Here is a 19,503-nt window from a genome sequence, read left to right on the forward strand (position 1 = left end):
AGGCGAGAGCTCACGGTGTTTGCGCCAGCCACTGCGGTATTCGCCGCTCCAGGTAGTAGCGCGGCCTGCGCGGCGTGCCTTCGATAAAGCCGACGTGGCCGCCATCGGCATGCAGCTCGAGGGTGGTGGTCGCTGACAGCTCGGCCGCTTCCGGCACGCTGTGGCGGAACACGAAGGGATCGTCCTCGGCCTGGATCAGCAGGGTTGGGGTCGTGATCGTCGGCAGGTAGTAGCGGCTGGAGGCACGGCGGTAATAGTCCTGGGCGTCGCTGTAGCCATGCAGTGGCGCGGTGAAGCGACCGTCGAAATCCCAGAAGGTGCGCATGCCGTGCAGCGGGCCGAGGCTCTGCAAGGCGCCGAGGTGGTTCAGCAGCCCCTCGCGCTGGAAGCGCTGCTGTTTGTCCCTCACGTAGGCGACCATCGCCTTCATGAAATGCGCCTGGTAGACGCGGGAGAAGCCGAGGCCGATGCGATCGGCGCACTGGTCCAGGCGGAATGGCACGGACACCGCCACCGCCTTGCGCAGCGGGCAACTGGCTGCCGTTTCGCCGAGGTACTTGAGCAGCACGTTGCCGCCCAGCGAGTAACCCACCGCATACAGCGGCGCCATGGGCCGGCTGGCCTGCAGATGCCCAATCACTTCGGCGAGATCGTCGCTGGCGCCGGAATGATAGGCGCGTGGCAGCAGGTTGGGTTCGCCCGAGCAGCCGCGCCAGTTGATCGCGACGCTGGCCCAGCCCTGTGCGTTCAGCTGTTGCTGCAGGCCGAGCACGTAAAGTGAATTCGACGAGCCAGTCAGTCCGTGCAGCACCAGGACCAGCGGCGCCGTGGCCTCATGCGGGCCGTGCCAGTCCAGGTCGATGAAATCGCCATCGGCCAGCCACAGTCGCTCACGCCGGCGCTCGAGGCGCGGCGCCTTGCGAAAGAATGGGTTCCACAGGGTCTGCAGATGCGGCCCGGGAAGCCACCAGGCGGGTTGGAAGGTTTCGGACACGGTCGCTCGGGTTTCTCGGTTTGCTTCGACGTTAGAGCCTCGGCGGCGGGAAGAAAAGCACGATGCAGTCTTTGAATGATGCTGGCCGCCCGGCGACTTATGCCTTTGGGGATATGGTCAGCGCCGCCCAAGGGGGGGAGAGTGACGCGATAGTCTTATCCGGAACCCTGCCCATGACGCCTACCCCCTTCGATCAACTGCTCGGCGCCGCACGCCAGGAACGCGAGCCCCAGCGCCTGCTGTTCGTCTTCGTCAGCGCCGAACTGCCCGAGGACGCCACCGAGGCCGAGCGCCAGCGTTTCGAGGAAAACGCCGGCGGTTCGCTGAAACCGGTGCTCTGCGTCGACAAGCTGCCCGAGGAACTGAGCGACTTCGCCGCGCTGCGTGAAGAATCCGAGCGCACCGGCGTGGCCTGGGATCTGCTGTTCGCCGCGGCGCTGCCCGGCCAGGCCGGCATCACGCCGAACGCCGACGAGGCCGAGCAGCCACTGAAGATGATGGTCAGCGCCATCGAGACCGGCAACGTCGGCCGCTTCCTGGCCTTCGATCGCCACGGTCAGACCGTTGACTTCTACTGACGTCGACGGCTTCAAGCGGCGGGTGCGTGGCGCTCCCAGAGCGCGTAGTGCACCTTGCCGGCCTGCTTCTCCCGATGCAGTCGCCAGTTCCCCGGCAGGCCGAGGCTGGACGGCAGTGCCTCGCTTTCGGTGTAGACCCAGGCGTGTTCGGCCAGCCAACCCTTGTTCTCCAGCAGCTCGCAGGCTGGTTGCAACAGGTTCTTGTTGAACGGCGGGTCGAGGAATACCAGGTCGAAGGCGGTCGGCGTCTGGGTGTCCAGATAGCGCAGGGCATCGCTCTGCAGCAGTTGGCCGTGGCCGCAGTTGAGCGTGTCCAGGTGCTTGCGCAGGCTGGCGATGGCGTTGGCGTTCACGTCCAGCGCCAGGGCCATGCTGGCGCCCCGCGACAGCGCTTCGAGATAGATCGCGCCACTGCCGGTGAATGGGTCGAGCACCCGCGCGCCGGACAGGTAGGGTGCCAGCCAGTTGAACAGGGTTTCGCGCACCCGGTCCGGCGTGGGGCGCAGGCCTTCGGCATCGGGGAAGCTGAAGCGGCGCGAGCGCCATTCGCCGCCGATGATGCGCAACTGGCCCTGGCCGCCGTGGGCGCTGGGGCGAATGGGTGGGTTGGCCATCAGTGCTCCGGAACGCCGCTGGGCTGTTCGACTGGTTTATCGGTGGGCGGCGGCAGCGGTTGCTGCTCGACGCTGGGGCCGGCGGTGACGATGACGAAGGCATCGTCCTGCAGATGCTTGTTCATCGCGGCTTTGACCTGTTCGACTGTCAGTGCCTGCACCTCGCCCATGAAATCCTCCAGGTAGGTCAGCGGCAGGTCGTAGAAGCCGATGCTACCCAGCTGACCGACGATGTCGGCATTGCTTGCGGTAGACAGCGGGAAGCTGCCGGCGATCTCGCGCTTGCTGCGCTCCAGCTCGGCCTCGGTCGGACCCTCGGCGAGGTAGTCGCGGACCAGCTGCTGCACCAGTTCCAGCGCGCCGTCGGTGAGTTCGGCGCGGGTCTGCATGCTGATCATGAACGGTCCTTCGGCGCGCATTGGGCTGAAGCCGGAATAGATGCCGTAGGTCAGGCCGCGCTTTTCGCGCACCTCTTCCATCAGTCGCGTGCCGAAGCCGCCACCGCCGAGGATCTGGTTGCCCAGATAGAGCGCCGCATAGTCCGGATGGCCACGCGGGATGCCGAGTTGGGCCAGCATCAGATGGCTCTGGTTGGAGGGGAAGTCGATATGGTGCTTGCCGGCGACCGGAGCCTCGGGCGTCGGCGTCGTTGGCAGCGCCGGGCCTTGCGGCAGGGCGACGGAGACGTCGGCGGCCAGGGCTTCGGCCTCTTCGCGGGAGAGATCGCCGACCAGTGCGATCACCGCATTGCCTGCCGCATAGGCGCGGGCGTGGAAGTCGCGCAGCTGCTCGACGCTGATCGCCGGTACCGACTGGGGGGTACCTTCGCTGGGGTGGGCGTAGGGGTGATCGCCATACAGCTGCTGGAACAGCTCCAGGCTGGCCAGCTTGCCGGGGTTCTGCTTCTGGAATTCGAAGCCGGCCAGCAGCTGGTTCTTGATCCGTTGCAGCGAGTCCTCAGGGAAGCTCGGCTGGCCGATGACCTGATTGAACAGCGCCAGGGCCGGCTCGCGCTTGTCCGGCGCACTGAGGCTGCGCAGGCTGGCCACGGCCATGTCGCGGTAGGAACCGTTGCCGAAGTCCGCACCGAGGCCTTCGAAGCCACGGGCGATGGCGCCGACGTCCTTGCCCGCCACGCCCTCGTTGAGCATGGCGTTGGTCAGCAGTGCCAGGCCGGGTACGTCGCCGTCCTGGCTGCTGCCGGCGGAGAAGGTCAGGCGCAGGTCGAACATCGGCAGCTCACGGGCTTCGACGAACAGTACCTTGGCGCCTTCGGCGGTCTGCCAGCTCTGGATGTCCAGTTTGCGCCGGGCCAGTGGTTGATCGCCCAGCTCGGCGAGCGACTCCAGGCGGGGTTTCTCGTTCTCGGTCGTCACGGCGGGCTGGCTGGCTTCGCGGGCCACGTCCTGCTCGACCGGCTGGCCGGGCTGCGGCAGGGCGCTGGAACCGTCATCGCAGCCCGCGAGGCCGAGGCCGGCCGCCAGCAGCAGGCCGAACAGGCCACGGCGCAGGGCTTTGGATTCACTCATCACGGGCTTCCTCGGGCAGAACATGGGCGACGCTCAGGCGGGAGCGGGTGAAGTAGGTGCGGGCGGCCTGCTGGATGTCCTCGGGCGTGACCGCTTCCAGCGCGCTCAGCTCCTCGTCCATCAGGCGCCAGGACAGGCCGACGGTTTCCAGCTTGCCGATGGTGGTGGCCTGCTGGGTGATGGAGTCGCGCTCGTAGACCAGGCCGGCGATGACCTGGGCACGCACGCGCTCGAGTTCGTCCGCAGAGGGGGGCGTCTGCTTGAGCGCATCGAGCTCCTGCCACAGGCCGGCTTCGACTTCTTCCAGCGTGCGGCCCTTCTGCATGTTCGGCGCGGCGCTCAAGACGAACAGGCTGTCGCCACGGGCATAGGCGTCGTACCAGGCCGAGGCGCTGGTCACCAGTTCCTCACCGCGCTCCAGGCGCTCCGGCAGGCGCGCGCTGTAGCCGCCGTCGAGCAGGGCGGAGATCAACCGCAGGGCATGCACCTGGCGAGCGTTCTCCTCGGTCGCCAGGCTCGGCGCATTGAAGGCCATGAGCAGCGTCGGCAGCTGCGTCTTCACGTGCAGCTGGAGGCGTCGCTCGCCCGGTTCGGCCAGTTCCAGTGGCCGCTTGGCTGCCGGCACTTCGCGTTTCTCGATGGCGCCGAAGAAGCGCTCGGCCAGTCCGCGGACCTCATCGGCGGTCACGTCGCCGACCACCACCAGGGTGGCGTTGTTCGGTGCGTACCACTGCTCGTACCAGGCGCGCAGCTCGTCGGCCTGCATGCGGTTGAGGTCGGCCATCCAGCCGATGGTCGGGTTGCGGTAGCCGCTGGCGGGATAGGCGATGGTCTTGAAGCGCTCGTAGGCCAGCGAGCTGGGCTTGTCGTCGGTGCGCAGGCGGCGTTCTTCCTTGATCACCTCGATCTCGCGGGCGAACTCGTCTGGCGGCAGCTTGAGGCTGGCCAGGCGATCGGCTTCGAGCTCGAACGCGACGGCCAGGCGGTCACGCGCCAGGACCTGGTAATAGGCGGTGTAGTCGTCGCTGGTGAAGGCGTTTTCCTCGGCGCCCAGCTCACGCAGGATGCGCGAGGCTTCGCCGGCATCGAGCTTGCGGCTGCCCTTGAACATCATGTGTTCGAGCGCGTGGGAGAGGCCGGTCTGGCCAGCCGTCTCGTAGCTGGAACCAACCTTGTACCAGAGCTGGGATACCACCACCGGCGCACGATGATCCTCGCGCACGATCACCTTCAGGCCGTTGTCGAGGAAGAACTCGTGGGTGGGCTGGCTGTCTGCTGCTGCCAGCAGGGGCAGATAGAAGGCTCCGAGCAGCAGGGCGGCGGCGCGGCGTAACATCAGAGGCATAGTCGGGACTCGTCCAGGTTGGTGCCCGCCACGGCAGATGGCAGGGCGGCGACACGGCAGCCATGGTAATGGCCTGCGCGGGTCAGGCAAAGCCGGGGTATCCGCAGCCAGACCGGCCCTGATGCCGGAACCCGTGCTTAGCGCACCCGCTTTGCGAGGTGCTAGGATAGAGCCCGTTTGGCCGGCAGCGTGGCTGCCGGCGTATCGCATCCTTGAGAATACCTTCTCCATGTTTGGTTCCAACGACGACAAGAAGACACCGGCCGAGCCCGGCGAAAAGAAAGGCCTGTTCGGCTGGCTGCGCAAGAAACCGCAGCAGCCGGCGGCCGAGCAACCTGCTGCCGAAGCGCAGGAAGACCGCCTGGCGCACGCCGAGCAGCCTGAGGCCGAGAGCGAGCAACCGGCAATCACCACCGCCGAGTTATTGCCCGAACCGCCCGTCGAAGCCGAAATACTCCCAGAGCCAGAGCCAGAGCCAGAGCCAGAGCCAGAAATCGTGCCGGTGCCGGTCGCCGCGGCAGTGCCCGCCGAAGCTCCGGCCAAACTCGGCTTCTTCGCCCGCCTCAAGCAAGGGCTGTCCAAGACCAGCTCGAGCATCGGCGAAGGCATGGCCAGCCTGTTCCTCGGCAAGAAAGCCATCGACGATGACCTGCTCGACGAACTGGAAACCCGTCTGCTCACCGCCGACGTCGGTGTCGAGGCGACCACGGCGATCATGCAGAACCTCACCCGCCGCGTGTCGCGCAAGGAGCTGGCCGACAGCGGCGCGCTCTACACCGCGCTGCAGGAAGAACTCTCTGGGCTGCTCAAGCCAGTCGAGCAGCCGCTCGTGGTCGACAGTGGCAAGTGCCCGTATGTGATCCTCGTGGTCGGCGTGAACGGTGTCGGCAAGACCACCACCATCGGCAAGCTGGCCAAGAAGCTGCAGCTCGAAGGCAAGAAGGTCATGCTCGCGGCCGGCGACACCTTCCGCGCCGCGGCGGTGGAGCAGTTGCAGGTGTGGGGCGAGCGCAACAGCATTCCGGTGATCGCCCAGCACACCGGTGCCGATTCCGCCTCGGTGATCTTCGATGCGGTGCAGGCGGCCAAGGCGCGCGGCATCGACGTGCTGATCGCTGACACCGCGGGCCGTCTGCATACCAAGGACAACCTGATGGAGGAACTGAAGAAAGTCCGTCGGGTCATGGGCAAGCTCGACGAGTCGGCTCCCCACGAAGTCCTGCTGGTACTCGACGCCGGCACCGGCCAGAACGCCATCAACCAGACCAAGCAGTTCAACCAGGCGGTCGAGCTGACCGGGCTGGTGCTGACCAAGCTCGACGGCACCGCCAAGGGTGGCGTGATCTTCGCCCTGGCCAAGCAGTTCGGCACGCCGATCCGCTATATCGGTGTCGGCGAAGGCATCGACGATCTGCGCACGTTCGAGGCCGATGCCTTCGTCAAGGCGCTTTTTGCCCAGCGGGACGGCGCATGATTCGTTTCGAACAGGTCGGCAAACGCTATCCCAACGGCCACATCGGGTTGCATGAGCTTTCCTTTCAGGTGCGCCGTGGCGAGTTCCTCTTCGTCACCGGCCATTCCGGCGCCGGCAAGAGCACGCTGCTGCGCCTGTTGCTGGCCATGGAGCGCCCCACCAGCGGCAAGCTGTTGCTGGCCGGACAGGACCTGTCGCGCATCACCAACGCGCAGATTCCCTTCCTGCGCCGACAGATCGGGGTGGTGTTCCAGAATCACCAGCTGCTGTTCGATCGCACGGTGTTCGACAACGTCGCCCTGCCGTTGCAGATTCTCGGGCTGAACAAGCGCGAGATCGGCCAGCGGGTAATGACCGCGCTGGAGCGCGTCAGCCTCAAGGACAAGGCGCTGCAGTATCCGGCGGACCTGTCCACCGGTCAGCAGCAGCGCGTCGGCATCGCCCGCGCCGTGGTGCATCGGCCGGCCCTGCTGCTCGCCGATGAACCTACCGGTAACCTCGACCCACGACTCGCTGCGGAGATCATGGGCGTGTTCGAAGACATCAATCGCCTGGGCACCACCGTGCTGATCGCCAGCCACGATTTGGCGCTGATCGCGCGGATGCGTCATCGCATGCTGACCCTGCAACGTGGTCGCCTGATCGGCGACGGGGAGGCCAGCCGATGAGCAGCGAACGCAATCCCAAGACCAATCCGAGCACGGCCGAGCGCGTCGGTGGTTCGGTGAAGAAGCCGGAGCAGCCGCGCGGCGACGAGCCGGACTTCAAGACGCTGTTCCACGCCTGGCTGGAAAGTCACCGCGCCAGCCTGGTGGACAGCGTCGGGCGTCTGATCAAGCAGCCGATCGGCAGCTTCTTCACCTGCCTGGTGATGGCTGTGGCGTTGAGCCTGCCCATGGGCCTGGCGCTGCTGCTGGATAATGTCGAGCGGCTCGGTGGCTCCTGGCAGCGCGCCGCGCAGATCTCGCTGTTCATGCAGCTTGAGGTAGATAGCGACGCTGGCGAGCGCCTGCGTGACGAGGTTGCCACCATGCCCGACGTGGCAGCGGCGGACTGGGTCGGCCGCGAGCAGGCGCTGGATGAGTTCCAGCAACTGTCCGGGCTTGGCGAAGCACTCAAGGAGTTGCCGGAGAATCCGCTGCCCGGCGTGATCATCGTGACACCCGAAGAGGTGGACAAGGACAAGCTCGAAGCGCTGCGTCAGCAGCTGGCCGAGTTGCCGGGCGTGCAGCTGGCGCAGCTGGATCTGCTCTGGGTCGAGCGGCTGACCGCCATCCTCAAGCTCGGCGACCGCTTCGTCTTTGGCCTGACCCTGCTGCTGGTGGCGACGTTGCTGCTGGTGATCGGCAACACCATTCGCCTGCACATCGAGAACCGCCGCACCGAGATCGAGGTGGTCAAGCTGGTGGGCGGCACCGATGGTTACGTGCGCCGGCCATTTCTCTACATGGGCGCCATCTACGGCCTGGGCGCCGGCCTGATTGCCTGGCTGCTGCTGGTCTACGGATTGGGCTGGCTGAACGAGGCCGTGGTGAATCTGGCCGGCCTCTACGGCAGTGATTTCGGCCTGGGGGGCGTTCCGGCCGGCGATGCGTTATCGCTGGTGATCGGTGCGGTGCTGCTCGGCTACATCGGTGCCTGGCTGGCGGTCGCAAGGCATCTGAGCGAGCTCGCTCCGAGATAAAATTCCATTTAAAAACAATGACTTGATAGTTGTGTCAGGGAACTTTTCCACAGGCTTGCAGTCTCATCCGGCAATGCTAAACTGCTGCAGCTTCGTCATTGGAGGTACTGCATGACAACTACTCTGCAACCTGTTCAAGCGCTAGTCCCGGGAGCGAATCTCGAGGCCTACGTGCAGACCGTGAACAGCCTCCCGCTGCTCACCGTCGAGCAGGAGCGCGAGCTGGCCGGGCGCCTCTTCTATCATCAGGATCTCGAAGCGGCCCGGCAGATGGTGCTGGCGCACCTGCGTTTCGTCGTTCACATCGCCCGCAGCTATTCCGGCTACGGTCTGGCTCAGGCCGACCTGATCCAGGAAGGTAACGTCGGCCTGATGAAGGCGGTCAAGCGTTTCAACCCCGAGATGGGCGTGCGGCTGGTGTCCTTCGCCGTACACTGGATTCGCGCCGAAATTCACGAGTTCATCCTGCGCAATTGGCGCATCGTCAAGGTCGCGACCACCAAGGCGCAGCGCAAGCTGTTCTTCAACCTGCGCAGCCAGAAAAAGCGTCTGGCCTGGTTGAACAACGATGAAGTCACCGCCGTGGCCGACAGTCTGGGCGTCGAGCCGCACGAAGTGCGTGAGATGGAAAGTCGCCTGACCGGCCATGACATGGCCTTCGACCCGGCGGCCGATGCCGACGACGACAGCGCCTACCAGTCGCCGGCGCACTACCTGGAAGATCATCGCTACGATCCGGCCCGCCAGCTGGAAGATGCCGATTGGAGCGACAGCTCCACCTCCAGCCTGCATGCGGCGCTCGAGGGGCTCGACGAGCGCAGCCGGGACATCCTCCAGCAGCGCTGGCTGAACGAGGACAAGGCGACCCTGCATGACCTGGCGGCCAAGTACAACGTGTCGGCCGAGCGCATTCGTCAGCTGGAAAAGAATGCGATGAACAAGCTCAAGGGCTCGATTCAGGCCTGATGCACGTCAGCTGAAAACGAATCGCGGGATGCCATTGGCTCCCGCGATTTTTTTTGCCTGCCTTTCCCGCGGATGCTGCCCGTCTACCGCGGCCTGCTTCCGGCCTGGCGGATGTTCTCTCGCGCCTGCTCGACCGCGACCAGCAGCTGCGTATTGGTGATCGGTTTGTGCAGCCAGACGATCCCTGCGGGAAACTGGTCCTGCTCGAACTGGTGCGCGGCGGAGATGACGACGATGGGCAGATCCTGCATCGCCGGTTGATCGCGCAATTCGTCGATCAGCTGCATGCCGCTGCCGTCGGGCAGGTGTAGATCCAGTGTCATGGCTTCGTACTGGCCGGTGGCGAGCTTTTCACGGGCCTGATGCAGGCTTTGCACGCGCTCCACGCCGTAGCCGCCTTCGCGCAGCATCATATGCAGCAGACGGCCAGTGTCAGGCTCGTCTTCAACGACCAGGATTCGCGGTTGGCCGTCGCGGCTGTCCGATTCGGCGGGTGGGGTCTGGATCGGCAGCTCACACCAGAATGTGGTGCCCTGATCCGGCGCGCAATCGAAGCCGACCGTACCGCCCATGCGTTCGATCAGCTCTTTGGTGATCGCCAGTCCGAGCCCGGTGCCGGACTTCTGCCGGCTGTCCGAGGCGTCGGCCTGGGCGAACTTCTCGAACACGCGGGAGCGAAACGCCTCGGGAATGCCGGGGCCCTGGTCGGTGACGCTGATGCGGACCTTGGCTCCGCGCAGCGAGCTGTGCAGCCGAATCTGCCCGCCCTCGGGGGTGAACTTGACGGCGTTGGAGAGGAAGTTGCCCAGCACCTGCTGCAGGCGCAGGCCGTCCACCCAGACCAGCACATCGTTCGGATGCTCGAGCGTACAGTGCACGCCATGCTGCTCGCAGAGCGCCTGGTTGCTCGCCAGCGACTCCTCGAGCAGGTCGCCAAGCGAATGTTCGCGCAGTTCGAACGACATCTTGCCGGCGGCCATCTTTTCCATGTCCAGCAGGTCGTTGATCAGATGCCCTAGGCGTAGGCTGTTGCGGTAGGCGATCTCGAGCATCTGCTGCATGGTTGGAGGCGCGGATCCGAGCGCGCCGCCGACGATCAGCCCAAGCGCACCGCTGATGGATGTCAGTGGCGTGCGCAGTTCGTGGCTGACGGTTGAAACGAAGTCGTTCTTCATCTGCTCGACGCGTTTGCGTTCGGTCAGATCCATCAGCGTGCCGCTGATGCGCTGGGCCATGCCTTGCGGGTCACGCTGTATGTAGCCGCGTAGAAGCACTGGGACGACATGACCATGCTTGTGTTGCAGGCGTAACTCGGTGGTGAAGTGATCGACATTGGAGAGCATGGCTTGCGCCAGGCGCGCTTTCTGCTGCGCGAGGTCTTCGGCAACCGTCACGCGCTCCCACAGCTTGAGGTCGCAGGTCAGCTCGTTGGGGCGATAACCGAGCATTTCCCAGGCGCGAGGCGAGGCGAACATGCTGCCGGCTTCCAGGTCGAGATCCCACAGACCGTCGTTGCTGCCTTTCAGTGCCAGCGACAGACGCTCCTCGCTCAAGCGCAGATCGTGCCTGCTCTGGCGAATGTGCCGGGTCATCTCGTTCGCCAGCGCCTGAGCGCGGCTATGGCGCAGTGCCAGCGATGAAGTGAGTAGAAACACCAGTAGGCTCAGGCCAAGTCCCAGGCCGAATACCAGCGCCTCATTGGAGTGGAACCGATTGTCGAACTCGGGTCGACTATCCATGCGCAGCGTCCAGGTCTGACCGTACAGGTCCAGCTTCTGTAGCTGGCTGAAACGCTCACTGCCCGGCCCGGGGGCTTCGCTCGAGGCGTAGATCAGATGCTCGGTTTCTTCACCGGCGCTGGAGTAGATGTGCAGCGCCAGCGGCAGATCGGCCGCAAGCAGGATGCCTCGCATTAGATCATCGACGCGATAAGGGCTGTAGACGAAGCCGAGCAGCGCCTGCATGCGCTGCTCTGGAGTGACCATGGGCATCCCATGCCGGTACACGGGGACATAGAGCAATACGCCGGCCTGTACCTTGCCGTGGGTTTCCTGCACTAGCGTCACTTTCCCGGTCATGCTGCTTTCGCCGAGCCGGGCCGCCCGTAGCATCGCCTGTCGACGAATGGGTTCGGAATACATGTCATATCCGAAGGCGGCCAGATTGCGGCCCAGGAACGGCTCCAGGAAAGTGATCGAGGTGTAGAGCTCGCGCTCCCCCGGTGGATGGATGTCGAATTCTGGGAAGCCTTGGGCGCGGATGCTGGTGACATAAGCATCATGCTCGGCATGCGGGATCGCCTGGCTGAAACCTACGCCCTGGATGCCGGGATAACGGTCAGGTAGCAGCAAGCGGTTGACGTACGTGCGCCACTGCTCGCGGCTGACGTTCTTCGCCGCATCGAACAGACCTGCGCCGCCGAGAAGAATCTGTTCGTGATCACGCAGTCGCTTGCGGATCGCTTCGGTGACCTTCTCGCCAAGCAGCTGAAACTGCTGCTGGGCCGCGCGATCCTCGTTGGTGCGCAGGCTTTGCCAGACCACCAGTTGCACCAGCAGGGTGAACACCAGCATCGCCCAGGCGATGCTGTTCTTTCGGCTGAATAGCTGTCGTACGCCGTGAGGCTGATTATGGTCTATCGCTGGCTCGCTCATCGTCTTCGCTGCGGTACGCGGTAGTTGACCGATTGGACGCTCGGCTGTGCGGATCAGGGAGCGGCCGAAAAAGTCCATCACCCTGGCTTCCATGTTGGTCCGTGATTGACCGATGTGTCAGCTTACCTGCCGTGATGGCCTATTGATATGCATGGGTAATCATACGCCTGACGAGCGGCAACCCTGCCCGTAGTGGAGGTCGGTAGGGCGCCAATCGATATCGCTGGCCGGTTGCGGTCGTGCAAATCCGTAGCCTTGGCCATAGTCGCAGTTCTGCGCCAGCAGAAACGCCGCCTGGTCTGCAGTCTCGATGCCTTCAGCCACGACTTTGAGGCCCAGGTTGTGTGCCAGACCGATGACCGAGCGGGTGATGGCGGCGTCCTCGCGGTCGTCCGGCAGGCCGCGGACGAAGCCCTGGTCGATTTTCAGCTTGTGCACGTTCATGCGCTTGAGTCGTTGCAGCGACGAGTAGCCGGTGCCGAAATCGTCGATTGCCAGCTGAACGCCGAGCGCCCGCAGGCGCTGCAGCAACTCCAGGGCGGCGTCCGGGTCATGCATCACCGCGCTTTCGGTGATCTCCAGTTCCAGATGACGCGCCTCCAGCCCGCTGCGGGCAAGAATGGTGGCGACCTGCAGGTCGAGCTCGCCGTTGCCGAACAGGCGACTGGAAATGTTCACCGCGATGAAGCCAAGCAGACGGCCCTGCCCCAGCCACTCGCGGGCCTGGTTGCAGGCCTGCTCCAGCACCCAGTGATCGATGGCGCTGATCAGCCCGGTTTCCTCGGCTATGGGAATGAAGATGCCCGGCGCGATCAGGCCTTTCTCCGGGTGCAGCCAGCGTACCAGTGCTTCGAAACCGGTGATCGTACCCTCGCGCAGGTCGTAGATCGGCTGAAAGTGCAGGCGCAACTGTTCTTGCTCGAGGGCCTGGCGCAGCGTCGTGACCAGTTCGACGCGCTGACGGGCCTGGCTGGTCAGTTCTTCGGAATAGAATGCGTAGGTTGAGCGGCCGCTGCTCTTGGCCTTGAACAGTGCCGAGTCGGCGTTGCGCATCAGATGCTCGACGTTCTGCACGTCGGTCGGATAGGGATACAACACGATGCCGATGCTGGCGCTGCTGAACAGCTCCTGATCCGCGATATGAAAGGGCTCGTTCAGTCGGTCGAGAATACGCAACGCCAGCGAGGTGGCCTTCTCTGCGCCGTAGCCTTCACAAAGCAGGGCGAACTCGTCGCCGCCGAGTCGGCCTAGGGTCATGCCTTCTTCCAGGTGTTCGCCCAGCCGCATGCTGACCGCCTGCAGCAGCGCGTCGCCCAGGCTGTGGCCAAGGCTTTCGTTGATGTCCTTGAAGTGATCGAGGTCGATCAGCAGTAACGCACCGCTGCGTCTGTTCGCCCTGGCGCGTTCGAGATTCTGCTTGGCACGCTCGGTGAACAGCAGCCGATTCGGCAGCTTGAGCAGCGGATCGTAATGGGCGAGCTGGTCGAGCTCTTCGCGTGAGCGCTTCAGTGCCGAGAGATCGGAAAACACCGCCACGTAATGGCTGAGCTGACCCTGGTTGTCGTGGATGCAGCGCAGGTTCTGCCATTGCGGATACACCTCGCCGTTCTTGCGGCGATTCCAGATTTCGCCGCTCCATTCGCCATGCTCTTTCAGCGCCAGCCACATCTGGCTGTAGAAGGCTGCGTCGTGCTTGCCGGAGGCGAACAGCTTGGGCGTCTGCCCGAGAACCTCTTCGGTGCTGTAGCCGGTGATGCGGCTGAAGGCCGGATTGACGTGCACGATGTGCTGGCTCGGATCGGTGACCAGGACGCCTTCCTGGGTGCTGTCAAAGACTGCGGCGGCCTGCTTCAGGCTGCTTTCCTGGAGGTGTTGGGCGCGCTGCTGTTCGTCGAAGCGGCGAAAGTGCTGGCGGCCGAGCAGGAATATCAGCGCGGTGGTGAATCCCACGAACAGGGCGCCCTTGCCCGTTTGCCAGGTCTGGCTATCGCCTGTGGCCAGGTAGCCGACCAGCGTGTCGCCCAGGAGAATCCACAGCATGGCCAGGCAGAAGTAGCCCAGACTCAGCCGGACGAGGTAGGTGTTCATGGTTGCTCTCAGGCTCGATCCAGATACTGCATAGTCAAACCCCATCGCACTGGCTGAGCGGGAGGTACGTCATCTCGCACCGGAGGTGCTGCATCCTGCTGCGCCGGCTGTTCTGTAATGCTGGCTCAGAGCCAGCCCGGCCACCATTCCGGGTGGTCCGGTTTGATCCGCTGCAGGTAGTGGCTGCCACCCAGCTGGCGCATCTGCTGCCGAATCCAGGCGGCGCGATTGTTCACATGGCTGCTCGGCCTGCCAGCGCTCCACTCTCGTGGGTTGGGCAGCACCGCGGCGAGGAGGCTGGCCTGGCGGGTCGACAGGTACGGTGCAGCGGTGCCGAAGTGATGCTGAGCCGCCGCTTGCGCACCGAAGATGCCATCGGCCCACTCGACGCTATTGAGATAGACCTCGAGGATGCGCTGCTTGGGCCACAGCAGTTCGATCAGCGCGGTGAACCAGGCTTCCAGGCCCTTGCGCGGCCAGCTGCGGCCGGACCAGAGAAAAAGGTTCTTCGCCACCTGCTGACTCAATGTGCTGGCACCGCGCAGTGAACCGCCGCGCTCATTGTGGCTGAGGGCGGCGCGGATTGCAGCGATGTCGAAGCCCCAGTGGTCGGCGAACTTCTGATCTTCGGCGGCGATCACCGCCATTTTCAGATCGTCCGGCAGCTCGCGCCAAGGCCGCCAATCACGGGTCAGGTTGATAGTTTCGCCTGTGCGCCAGGACTCGATCTTGCGCTCGATCATCAAAGCGGTGAACGGTGGTGGCACCCAGCGAAACAACAGTACCAGCAGCACCGAGAGGCCGATCAGCCAGAGCAGCAGTTTGGAAAGGCGCAGCAGGAGGTTTCGCAACATGGCACTTGGTCGTGGGCGAAAAGAGCGGGCATTATAGCGGCCGCTCAGGCCATCGACCGGAAATGGCAATGATTCGTGCTTATATCGTCCTTGCCGCATTGTTCGGCTTTACCGGCGTTGCGCTTGGCGCCTTCGCTTCCCATGCCCTCAAGAGCCAGTTGAGCACTGCCTATCTCGCGGTGTTTCAGACCGGCGTGCAGTATCAGATGCTTCATGCGCTGGCGCTGCTTGGCGTCGCGCTGCTTTCGCTGCATCGACCCAGCCGCCTGCTGACTGCGGCAGGCGCTCTGTTCGTCGTCGGTATCCTGCTGTTTTCCGGCAGTCTTTACCTGCTTACCCTCAGCGGAATTGGCAAACTGGGCATTATCACGCCGCTAGGAGGGACTTCCTTTCTCGTGGGCTGGCTCTGCCTGGCACTGGCCGGCTGGCGCCTACGCGGCTGAGCGAGACGAACGGCCGCGGGCTTCGCGTTGGTGGCGTGGGTGATTCGGGCTAGAATGCCGTCCCCTTTTCGCAATGGCGGCGAACAGCATGCAGATTCAGTTGAATGGCGAACCCTATGAGCTGCCAGCCGGCGAGTCGGTGGCCGACCTGCTGGTGCGTCTGGACCTGACCGGACGCCGTCTGGCCGTTGAGCTCAACCGCGATATCGTGCCGCGCAGCGCGCACGCGACTACCGAACTCCGCGAAGGCGATCACGTCGAGGTAGTGCACGCCATCGGTGGCGGTTAGCCGCTCGCGCTCATCCGAATCACGCCGCTCTGCGGCGCCCAGTCCGCTGCAACACGTCCGAACGAGGAATTCCCATGCGCCCAGTTCCGAACGACAAGCCCTTCACCCTGGCCGGTCGCACCTATCAATCGCGCCTGCTGGTCGGCACCGGCAAGTACAAGGATCTCGAGGAAACGCGTGCGGCCATCGAGGCCTCGGGTGCCGAGATCGTCACCGTCGCGGTGCGCCGCACCAACATCGGCCAGAACCCCGGCGAGCCGAACCTGCTCGACGTGATCAGTCCCGAGCGCTACACCATCCTGCCGAACACCGCCGGCTGCTTCACCGCTGAGGATGCGGTGCGTACCTGCCGCCTGGCGCGCGAGCTGCTCGATGGCCACAAGCTGGTCAAGCTGGAAGTGCTGGCCGACCAGAAGACCCTGTTCCCCAACGTCATCGAGACCCTCAAGGCTGCCGACGTGCTGATCAAGGACGGCTTCGACGTGATGGTCTACACCAGCGACGACCCGATCATCGCCCGTCAGCTGGCCGAGATGGGCTGTATCGCGGTGATGCCGCTGGCCGGCCTGATCGGCACCGGTCTGGGCATCTGCAACCCGTACAACCTGCGCATCATCCTCGAGGAAGCCACTGTGCCCGTGCTGGTGGATGCCGGTGTCGGAACCGCCTCGGACGCCACTATCGCCATGGAGCTGGGCTGTGAGGCGGTGCTGATGAACAGCGCCATCGCCCATGCGCAGAATCCCGTGTTGATGGCCGAGGCCATGAAGTACGCCATCGAGGCCGGCCGCCTGGCCTATCTTGCCGGGCGCATGCCGAAGAAGCTCTACGCCAGCGCCTCGTCGCCGCTGGACGGGCTGATTCGCTGAACCGATTCGTGGCCGGCCCCGACCTTGCGTCGGGGCCGGCTTTTTTATTTCTCGCAGGTAGACCATGACAGAGCAGAACCCCGCGGCCGAAGCGCAGCAAACCGAGCACCGCCGCACCATCAAGAGTTTCGTGATGCGTGCCGGGCGCATGACCGAAGGCCAGCAGCGTGGGCTGGAGCAAGGCTGGCCGAAGTTCGGCCTGGCCCTCGAGGACGGCTTGCGCGACTTCGACGAGGTGTTCGGCCGCAGCGCGCCGCGCACCTTCGAGATCGGTTTCGGCATGGGTCATTCCACGTTGGAAATGGCCGCCGCGGCGCCGGATCAGGACTTCATCGGCGTGGAAGTACATAAACCTGGCGTCGGCGCGTTGCTGAGCGGACTTGTGTCACAGAAATTGAACAACGTCAGGGTCTACAGTTGCGACGCCTTGGAGGTGCTGCGCGATTGCGTCGCCGATGCCAGTCTGGACCGCGTGTTGCTGTTCTTTCCGGACCCCTGGCACAAGAGCCGTCATCACAAGCGACGTATCGTGCAGCCTGCTTTCGCCGAGCTGGTGCGCAGCAAGCTGAAGATCGGCGGCGTACTGCATATGGCCACCGACTGGGAGCCCTATGCCGAATACATGCTCGAGGTGATGAATGTCGCCCCGGGCTTCCGCAATCTGGCCGAGGGTGGACATTGCGTGCCACGGCCTGCGGAGCGACCGATAACCAAGTTCGAGCGCCGTGGTGAACGGCTTGGTCACGGTGTCTGGGACCTGAAATTCCAGCGCGTCGACTGAATGCGGTCAGCGCGAGCGAAACACCCGCGATCCGGTTGCCCTGTCAGTGGCGCCGGGCGGTCAGGTGGCTTGTCACATCCAGATCGAGAGCCGCAGCAGCGGCCAGGGAAGAGTGCCTGCCAGGACGGCATGCCTGCCCACACCATATAACAATGCAATGCCGATAGCCGGGCTCGCCACGCGGTGCCCAGCATCGTGCGCAAATTGGGGGAGTAGACGATGTACGGAAAGATCGGAATTCTGTTGTTGGCGGCCTGTGCCGTGTTACCGGCACAGGCGAAGGTAGACAGCACCCAGGCCGCGCGGTTGGGACAGGACCTCACTCCGCTGGGTGCGGAGCGCGGCGGCAATCCCGCCGGGACGATCCCGCCCTGGACCGGTGGGGTCGCAGCACCCGCCGGTTACGAGCCCGGGATGCACCATCCCGACCCTTATGCGAGCGATTCAGTGCTTTATCGCGTCGATCGCACCAATATCAACGAGTACAGCGGCCAGCTTTCCGACGGTATGAAGGCGCTGCTGGAGCGTTACCCCGACTACCACCTGCGCGTATTCCCGACTCGCCGCAGTGCCTCGGTGCCGCAGCGGATCTATGACGCCACCCGCTACAACGCCGTCAGCGCCGAGCTGATCGCCAACGGCAACGGTATTCAGGGCGCAGCCGCGGGCATTCCCTTCCCGATCCCGCAGAGCGGCATCGAGGTGATCTGGAACCACATCCTGCATTACAAGGGTGACCAGAGCCACATGATCAACAACCAGGCGGTGGTGATCGGTGGCCGGGCCAACTACATCAAGCGCGATCGGCACGTCTATTACGTCTATAACCGCGAAGGCATGACTCACGCGGACCTAGACAACACCGTGCTGTACTACAAGTATCGCGTCACCGCCCCGGCCAAACTGTCCGGTACGGCGCTGGTGGTGCAGGACCCGCTCGACCAGGTGCTGACCACTCGCAAGGCGTGGCGCTACAGCCCGGACGATCGCCGCGTACGCCGTCTGCCGTCGCTGGCCTATGATTCCTTGCAGCCCGACACCAGCGGCCTGGCCACGGCCGATGTGGTCGACTCGTTCAATGGCGCGCCGGATCGCTACGAGTGGGAACTGCTCGGCAAGCGCGAAATGCTGATGCCCTACAACAGTTATGCCGTGCATCAGAAGGGCCTTCCGTACGACAGCATCGTCCAGCCACGCACCCTGAACCCGGAATTGCTGCGCTACGAGCTGCATCGCGTGTGGGTGGTCGAGGCGACCTTGCGCAAGGGCTTCAGCCACCTCTACGACAAGCGTCGCTTCTATATCGACGAGGACAGCTGGGCGATTCTTGCCGTCGACCTGTACGACGAGAAGGGCGAGCTGATCGGTCTGCAGGAAAGCCATCCGATCAGCTATTACGACGTGCCGATGTTCAACAGCACGCTGGAAACGCTCTACCACCTCAAGGACGGCAACTACTTCGTCGATGGCCTGGACAACAACGAGCCGATGTACGACTTCAACGTCAACCTCGGCCCGCGTGATTTCTCGCCGCAGGCGCTGCGTCGCGGCAACTGACGAAGAGCAGAAGATGCACGAAAGGGCGCCGCTGGTGCCCTTTTTCATGCCTTCAGAATTGCCACCGTGTGCGGCTGGCACGCGCGCGACGATGCGAGCGTGCACGGCTTCCTGTTTGGCGGGAGGCGGCCGAGCACGAGTAATGACTTCGCTCAAGAGCGGGCTGACGCGGCAGTGGGATGATCGCCTGCATAGCGTTGCAAAGGCGCCCGGCAGCCGGGCGGGCAGCTGCGCCATTTGCAGAGGGGGGAGTCGCGTGTTCAGACCGGGCCAATTGGAGTACCACAGCCTTTCCGCTTCCGGAAAGCCGGGGTATCACCTGCAGCTCGACTACCGTGTCGAGGGCACGCCGGAGGCGCCGCAGTGGGCGTGTTTTCATCTGCGCTTCGAGGCTGGGGCGCTGCAGGTGGACGAGCAGTTTCGAATGCACCGCGACGTTGCCTGCAACTTCCTGCAGCGCGTCCGTCAGTGCCTGCGGCGCCACGGTGTGCCGGTGGATGCCGATAGCCTCTTCGGCCTGCACGGCATCTACGACCCGCTGTTCGAGGATCTGCGCCGGCAGCTGTGCTATCGCCCGGGCGAGCCCGTCGATCTCGATCGCTTTCTTCGCGAAGGCTGAGTAGCGTTAGTGGCCTGTGCGGCGAGTTGGTTGAGGTAAGTTCGGATGAGCATGGCCCGAGACAAGGCGCGGCGACGAGTCATCGCCGGGCTATGGCAAGGAGCAGCAACATGGTATCGGGGCCATGGGTGTCGACATTGACCAACTGAACTTACCAAACAGGCC

At 64.3% G+C, this 19,503-nt stretch carries 18 protein-coding genes; 11 read left to right on the forward strand and 7 right to left on the reverse strand.

Translation table 11 applies throughout. The features are described from left to right. Positions 1-10: 10 nt before the first annotated feature. The gene (locus P5704_015140; protein ID WOF77391.1) at positions 11-994 is read right to left on the reverse strand and encodes a hydrolase; all 984 of its coding nucleotides are present in this window, start codon (positions 992-994) and stop codon (positions 11-13) included. A 173-nt stretch (positions 995-1,167) separates the two neighbouring features. Here P5704_015140 and P5704_015145 point away from each other — a divergent pair, with 173 nt between their 5' ends. Then, positions 1,168-1,572: a ribonucleotide reductase subunit alpha gene (locus P5704_015145; protein ID WOF77392.1), complete on the forward strand. Its 405-nt coding sequence runs from the start codon at positions 1,168-1,170 to the stop codon at positions 1,570-1,572. Positions 1,573-1,583: 11 nt separating this feature from the next. Here P5704_015145 and rsmD read toward each other — a convergent pair whose 3' ends face one another. From rsmD to P5704_015160, 3 genes are read right to left on the reverse strand one after another with little or no spacing between them, the layout of a single operon-like run. After that, positions 1,584-2,186 (reverse strand): 16S rRNA (guanine(966)-N(2))-methyltransferase RsmD, encoded by a 603-nt coding sequence (rsmD, locus tag P5704_015150; GenBank protein WOF77393.1) that lies wholly within the window; start codon positions 2,184-2,186, stop codon positions 1,584-1,586. Then, positions 2,186-3,715 (reverse strand): pitrilysin family protein, encoded by a 1,530-nt coding sequence (locus tag P5704_015155; protein WOF77394.1) that lies wholly within the window; start codon positions 3,713-3,715, stop codon positions 2,186-2,188. Before P5704_015155 ends, rsmD begins: the two co-directional genes overlap by 1 nt. Next, positions 3,708-5,060 (reverse strand): pitrilysin family protein, encoded by a 1,353-nt coding sequence (locus tag P5704_015160; protein ID WOF77395.1) that lies wholly within the window; start codon positions 5,058-5,060, stop codon positions 3,708-3,710. Before P5704_015160 ends, P5704_015155 begins: the two co-directional genes overlap by 8 nt. A 229-nt stretch (positions 5,061-5,289) precedes the next feature. Here P5704_015160 and ftsY point away from each other — a divergent pair, with 229 nt between their 5' ends. The 4 genes from ftsY (at position 5,290) to rpoH (ending at position 9,184) form a co-directional block, all read left to right on the forward strand. Next, complete coding sequence (gene ftsY / locus P5704_015165) at positions 5,290-6,534, forward strand: signal recognition particle-docking protein FtsY (protein WOF77396.1); 1,245 nt, start codon at positions 5,290-5,292, stop codon at positions 6,532-6,534. Beyond that, complete coding sequence (ftsE, locus tag P5704_015170; protein WOF77397.1) at positions 6,531-7,202, forward strand: cell division ATP-binding protein FtsE; 672 nt, start codon at positions 6,531-6,533, stop codon at positions 7,200-7,202. Before ftsY ends, ftsE begins: the two co-directional genes overlap by 4 nt. Next, a complete protein-coding gene (gene ftsX / locus P5704_015175; protein WOF77398.1) occupies positions 7,199-8,218 on the forward strand; it encodes a permease-like cell division protein FtsX in 1,020 nt (339 codons plus the stop codon). Before ftsE ends, ftsX begins: the two co-directional genes overlap by 4 nt. Before the next feature lie 111 nt (positions 8,219-8,329). After that, positions 8,330-9,184, forward strand: coding sequence for an RNA polymerase sigma factor RpoH (gene rpoH, locus P5704_015180; GenBank protein WOF77399.1), 855 nt, complete (start codon positions 8,330-8,332; stop codon positions 9,182-9,184). An 83-nt stretch (positions 9,185-9,267) separates the two neighbouring features. Here rpoH and P5704_015185 read toward each other — a convergent pair whose 3' ends face one another. The 3 genes from P5704_015185 to mtgA all read right to left on the reverse strand — a co-directional run bounded on the left by P5704_015185 (position 9,268) and on the right by mtgA (position 14,780). After that, positions 9,268-11,838, reverse strand: coding sequence for a CHASE domain-containing protein (locus P5704_015185; GenBank protein WOF81246.1), 2,571 nt, complete (start codon positions 11,836-11,838; stop codon positions 9,268-9,270). A gap of 159 nt (positions 11,839-11,997) precedes the next feature. Then, positions 11,998-13,926 carry an EAL domain-containing protein gene (locus tag P5704_015190; GenBank protein ID WOF77400.1) on the reverse strand — a complete coding sequence of 643 codons (1,929 nt, stop codon included), beginning with the start codon at positions 13,924-13,926 and terminating at the stop codon, positions 11,998-12,000. A gap of 125 nt (positions 13,927-14,051) precedes the next feature. Next, a complete protein-coding gene (mtgA, locus tag P5704_015195; protein ID WOF77401.1) occupies positions 14,052-14,780 on the reverse strand; it encodes a monofunctional biosynthetic peptidoglycan transglycosylase in 729 nt (242 codons plus the stop codon). A gap of 68 nt (positions 14,781-14,848) precedes the next feature. On the opposite strand from mtgA, the gene P5704_015200 reads away from it, so the two are divergent. The 6 genes from P5704_015200 to P5704_015225 all read left to right on the forward strand — a co-directional run bounded on the left by P5704_015200 (position 14,849) and on the right by P5704_015225 (position 19,338). Next, positions 14,849-15,223 carry a DUF423 domain-containing protein gene (locus P5704_015200; GenBank protein WOF77402.1) on the forward strand — a complete coding sequence of 125 codons (375 nt, stop codon included), beginning with the start codon at positions 14,849-14,851 and terminating at the stop codon, positions 15,221-15,223. 88 nt (positions 15,224-15,311) lie between these two features. Then, positions 15,312-15,512 (forward strand): sulfur carrier protein ThiS, encoded by a 201-nt coding sequence (gene thiS / locus P5704_015205; protein WOF77403.1) that lies wholly within the window; start codon positions 15,312-15,314, stop codon positions 15,510-15,512. A 74-nt stretch (positions 15,513-15,586) separates the two neighbouring features. Then, positions 15,587-16,381 carry a thiazole synthase gene (locus P5704_015210; GenBank protein ID WOF77404.1) on the forward strand — a complete coding sequence of 265 codons (795 nt, stop codon included), beginning with the start codon at positions 15,587-15,589 and terminating at the stop codon, positions 16,379-16,381. Between the two features lie 64 nt (positions 16,382-16,445). Next, positions 16,446-17,162, forward strand: a complete 717-nt coding sequence (gene trmB / locus P5704_015215) for a tRNA (guanosine(46)-N7)-methyltransferase TrmB (protein ID WOF77405.1) — start codon at positions 16,446-16,448, stop codon at positions 17,160-17,162. A gap of 219 nt (positions 17,163-17,381) precedes the next feature. Further along, entirely contained in the window at positions 17,382-18,719 is a 1,338-nt protein-coding gene (locus tag P5704_015220) for a DUF1329 domain-containing protein (protein WOF77406.1), read from the forward strand. Positions 18,720-18,861: 142 nt separating this feature from the next. Then, positions 18,862-19,338, forward strand: coding sequence for a DUF5064 family protein (locus tag P5704_015225; GenBank protein ID WOF77407.1), 477 nt, complete (start codon positions 18,862-18,864; stop codon positions 19,336-19,338). Positions 19,339-19,503 lie beyond the last annotated feature (165 nt).

This window comes from Pseudomonas sp. FeN3W, assembly GCA_030263805.2.
Lineage (GTDB): Bacteria > Pseudomonadota > Gammaproteobacteria > Pseudomonadales > Pseudomonadaceae > Stutzerimonas > Stutzerimonas stutzeri_G.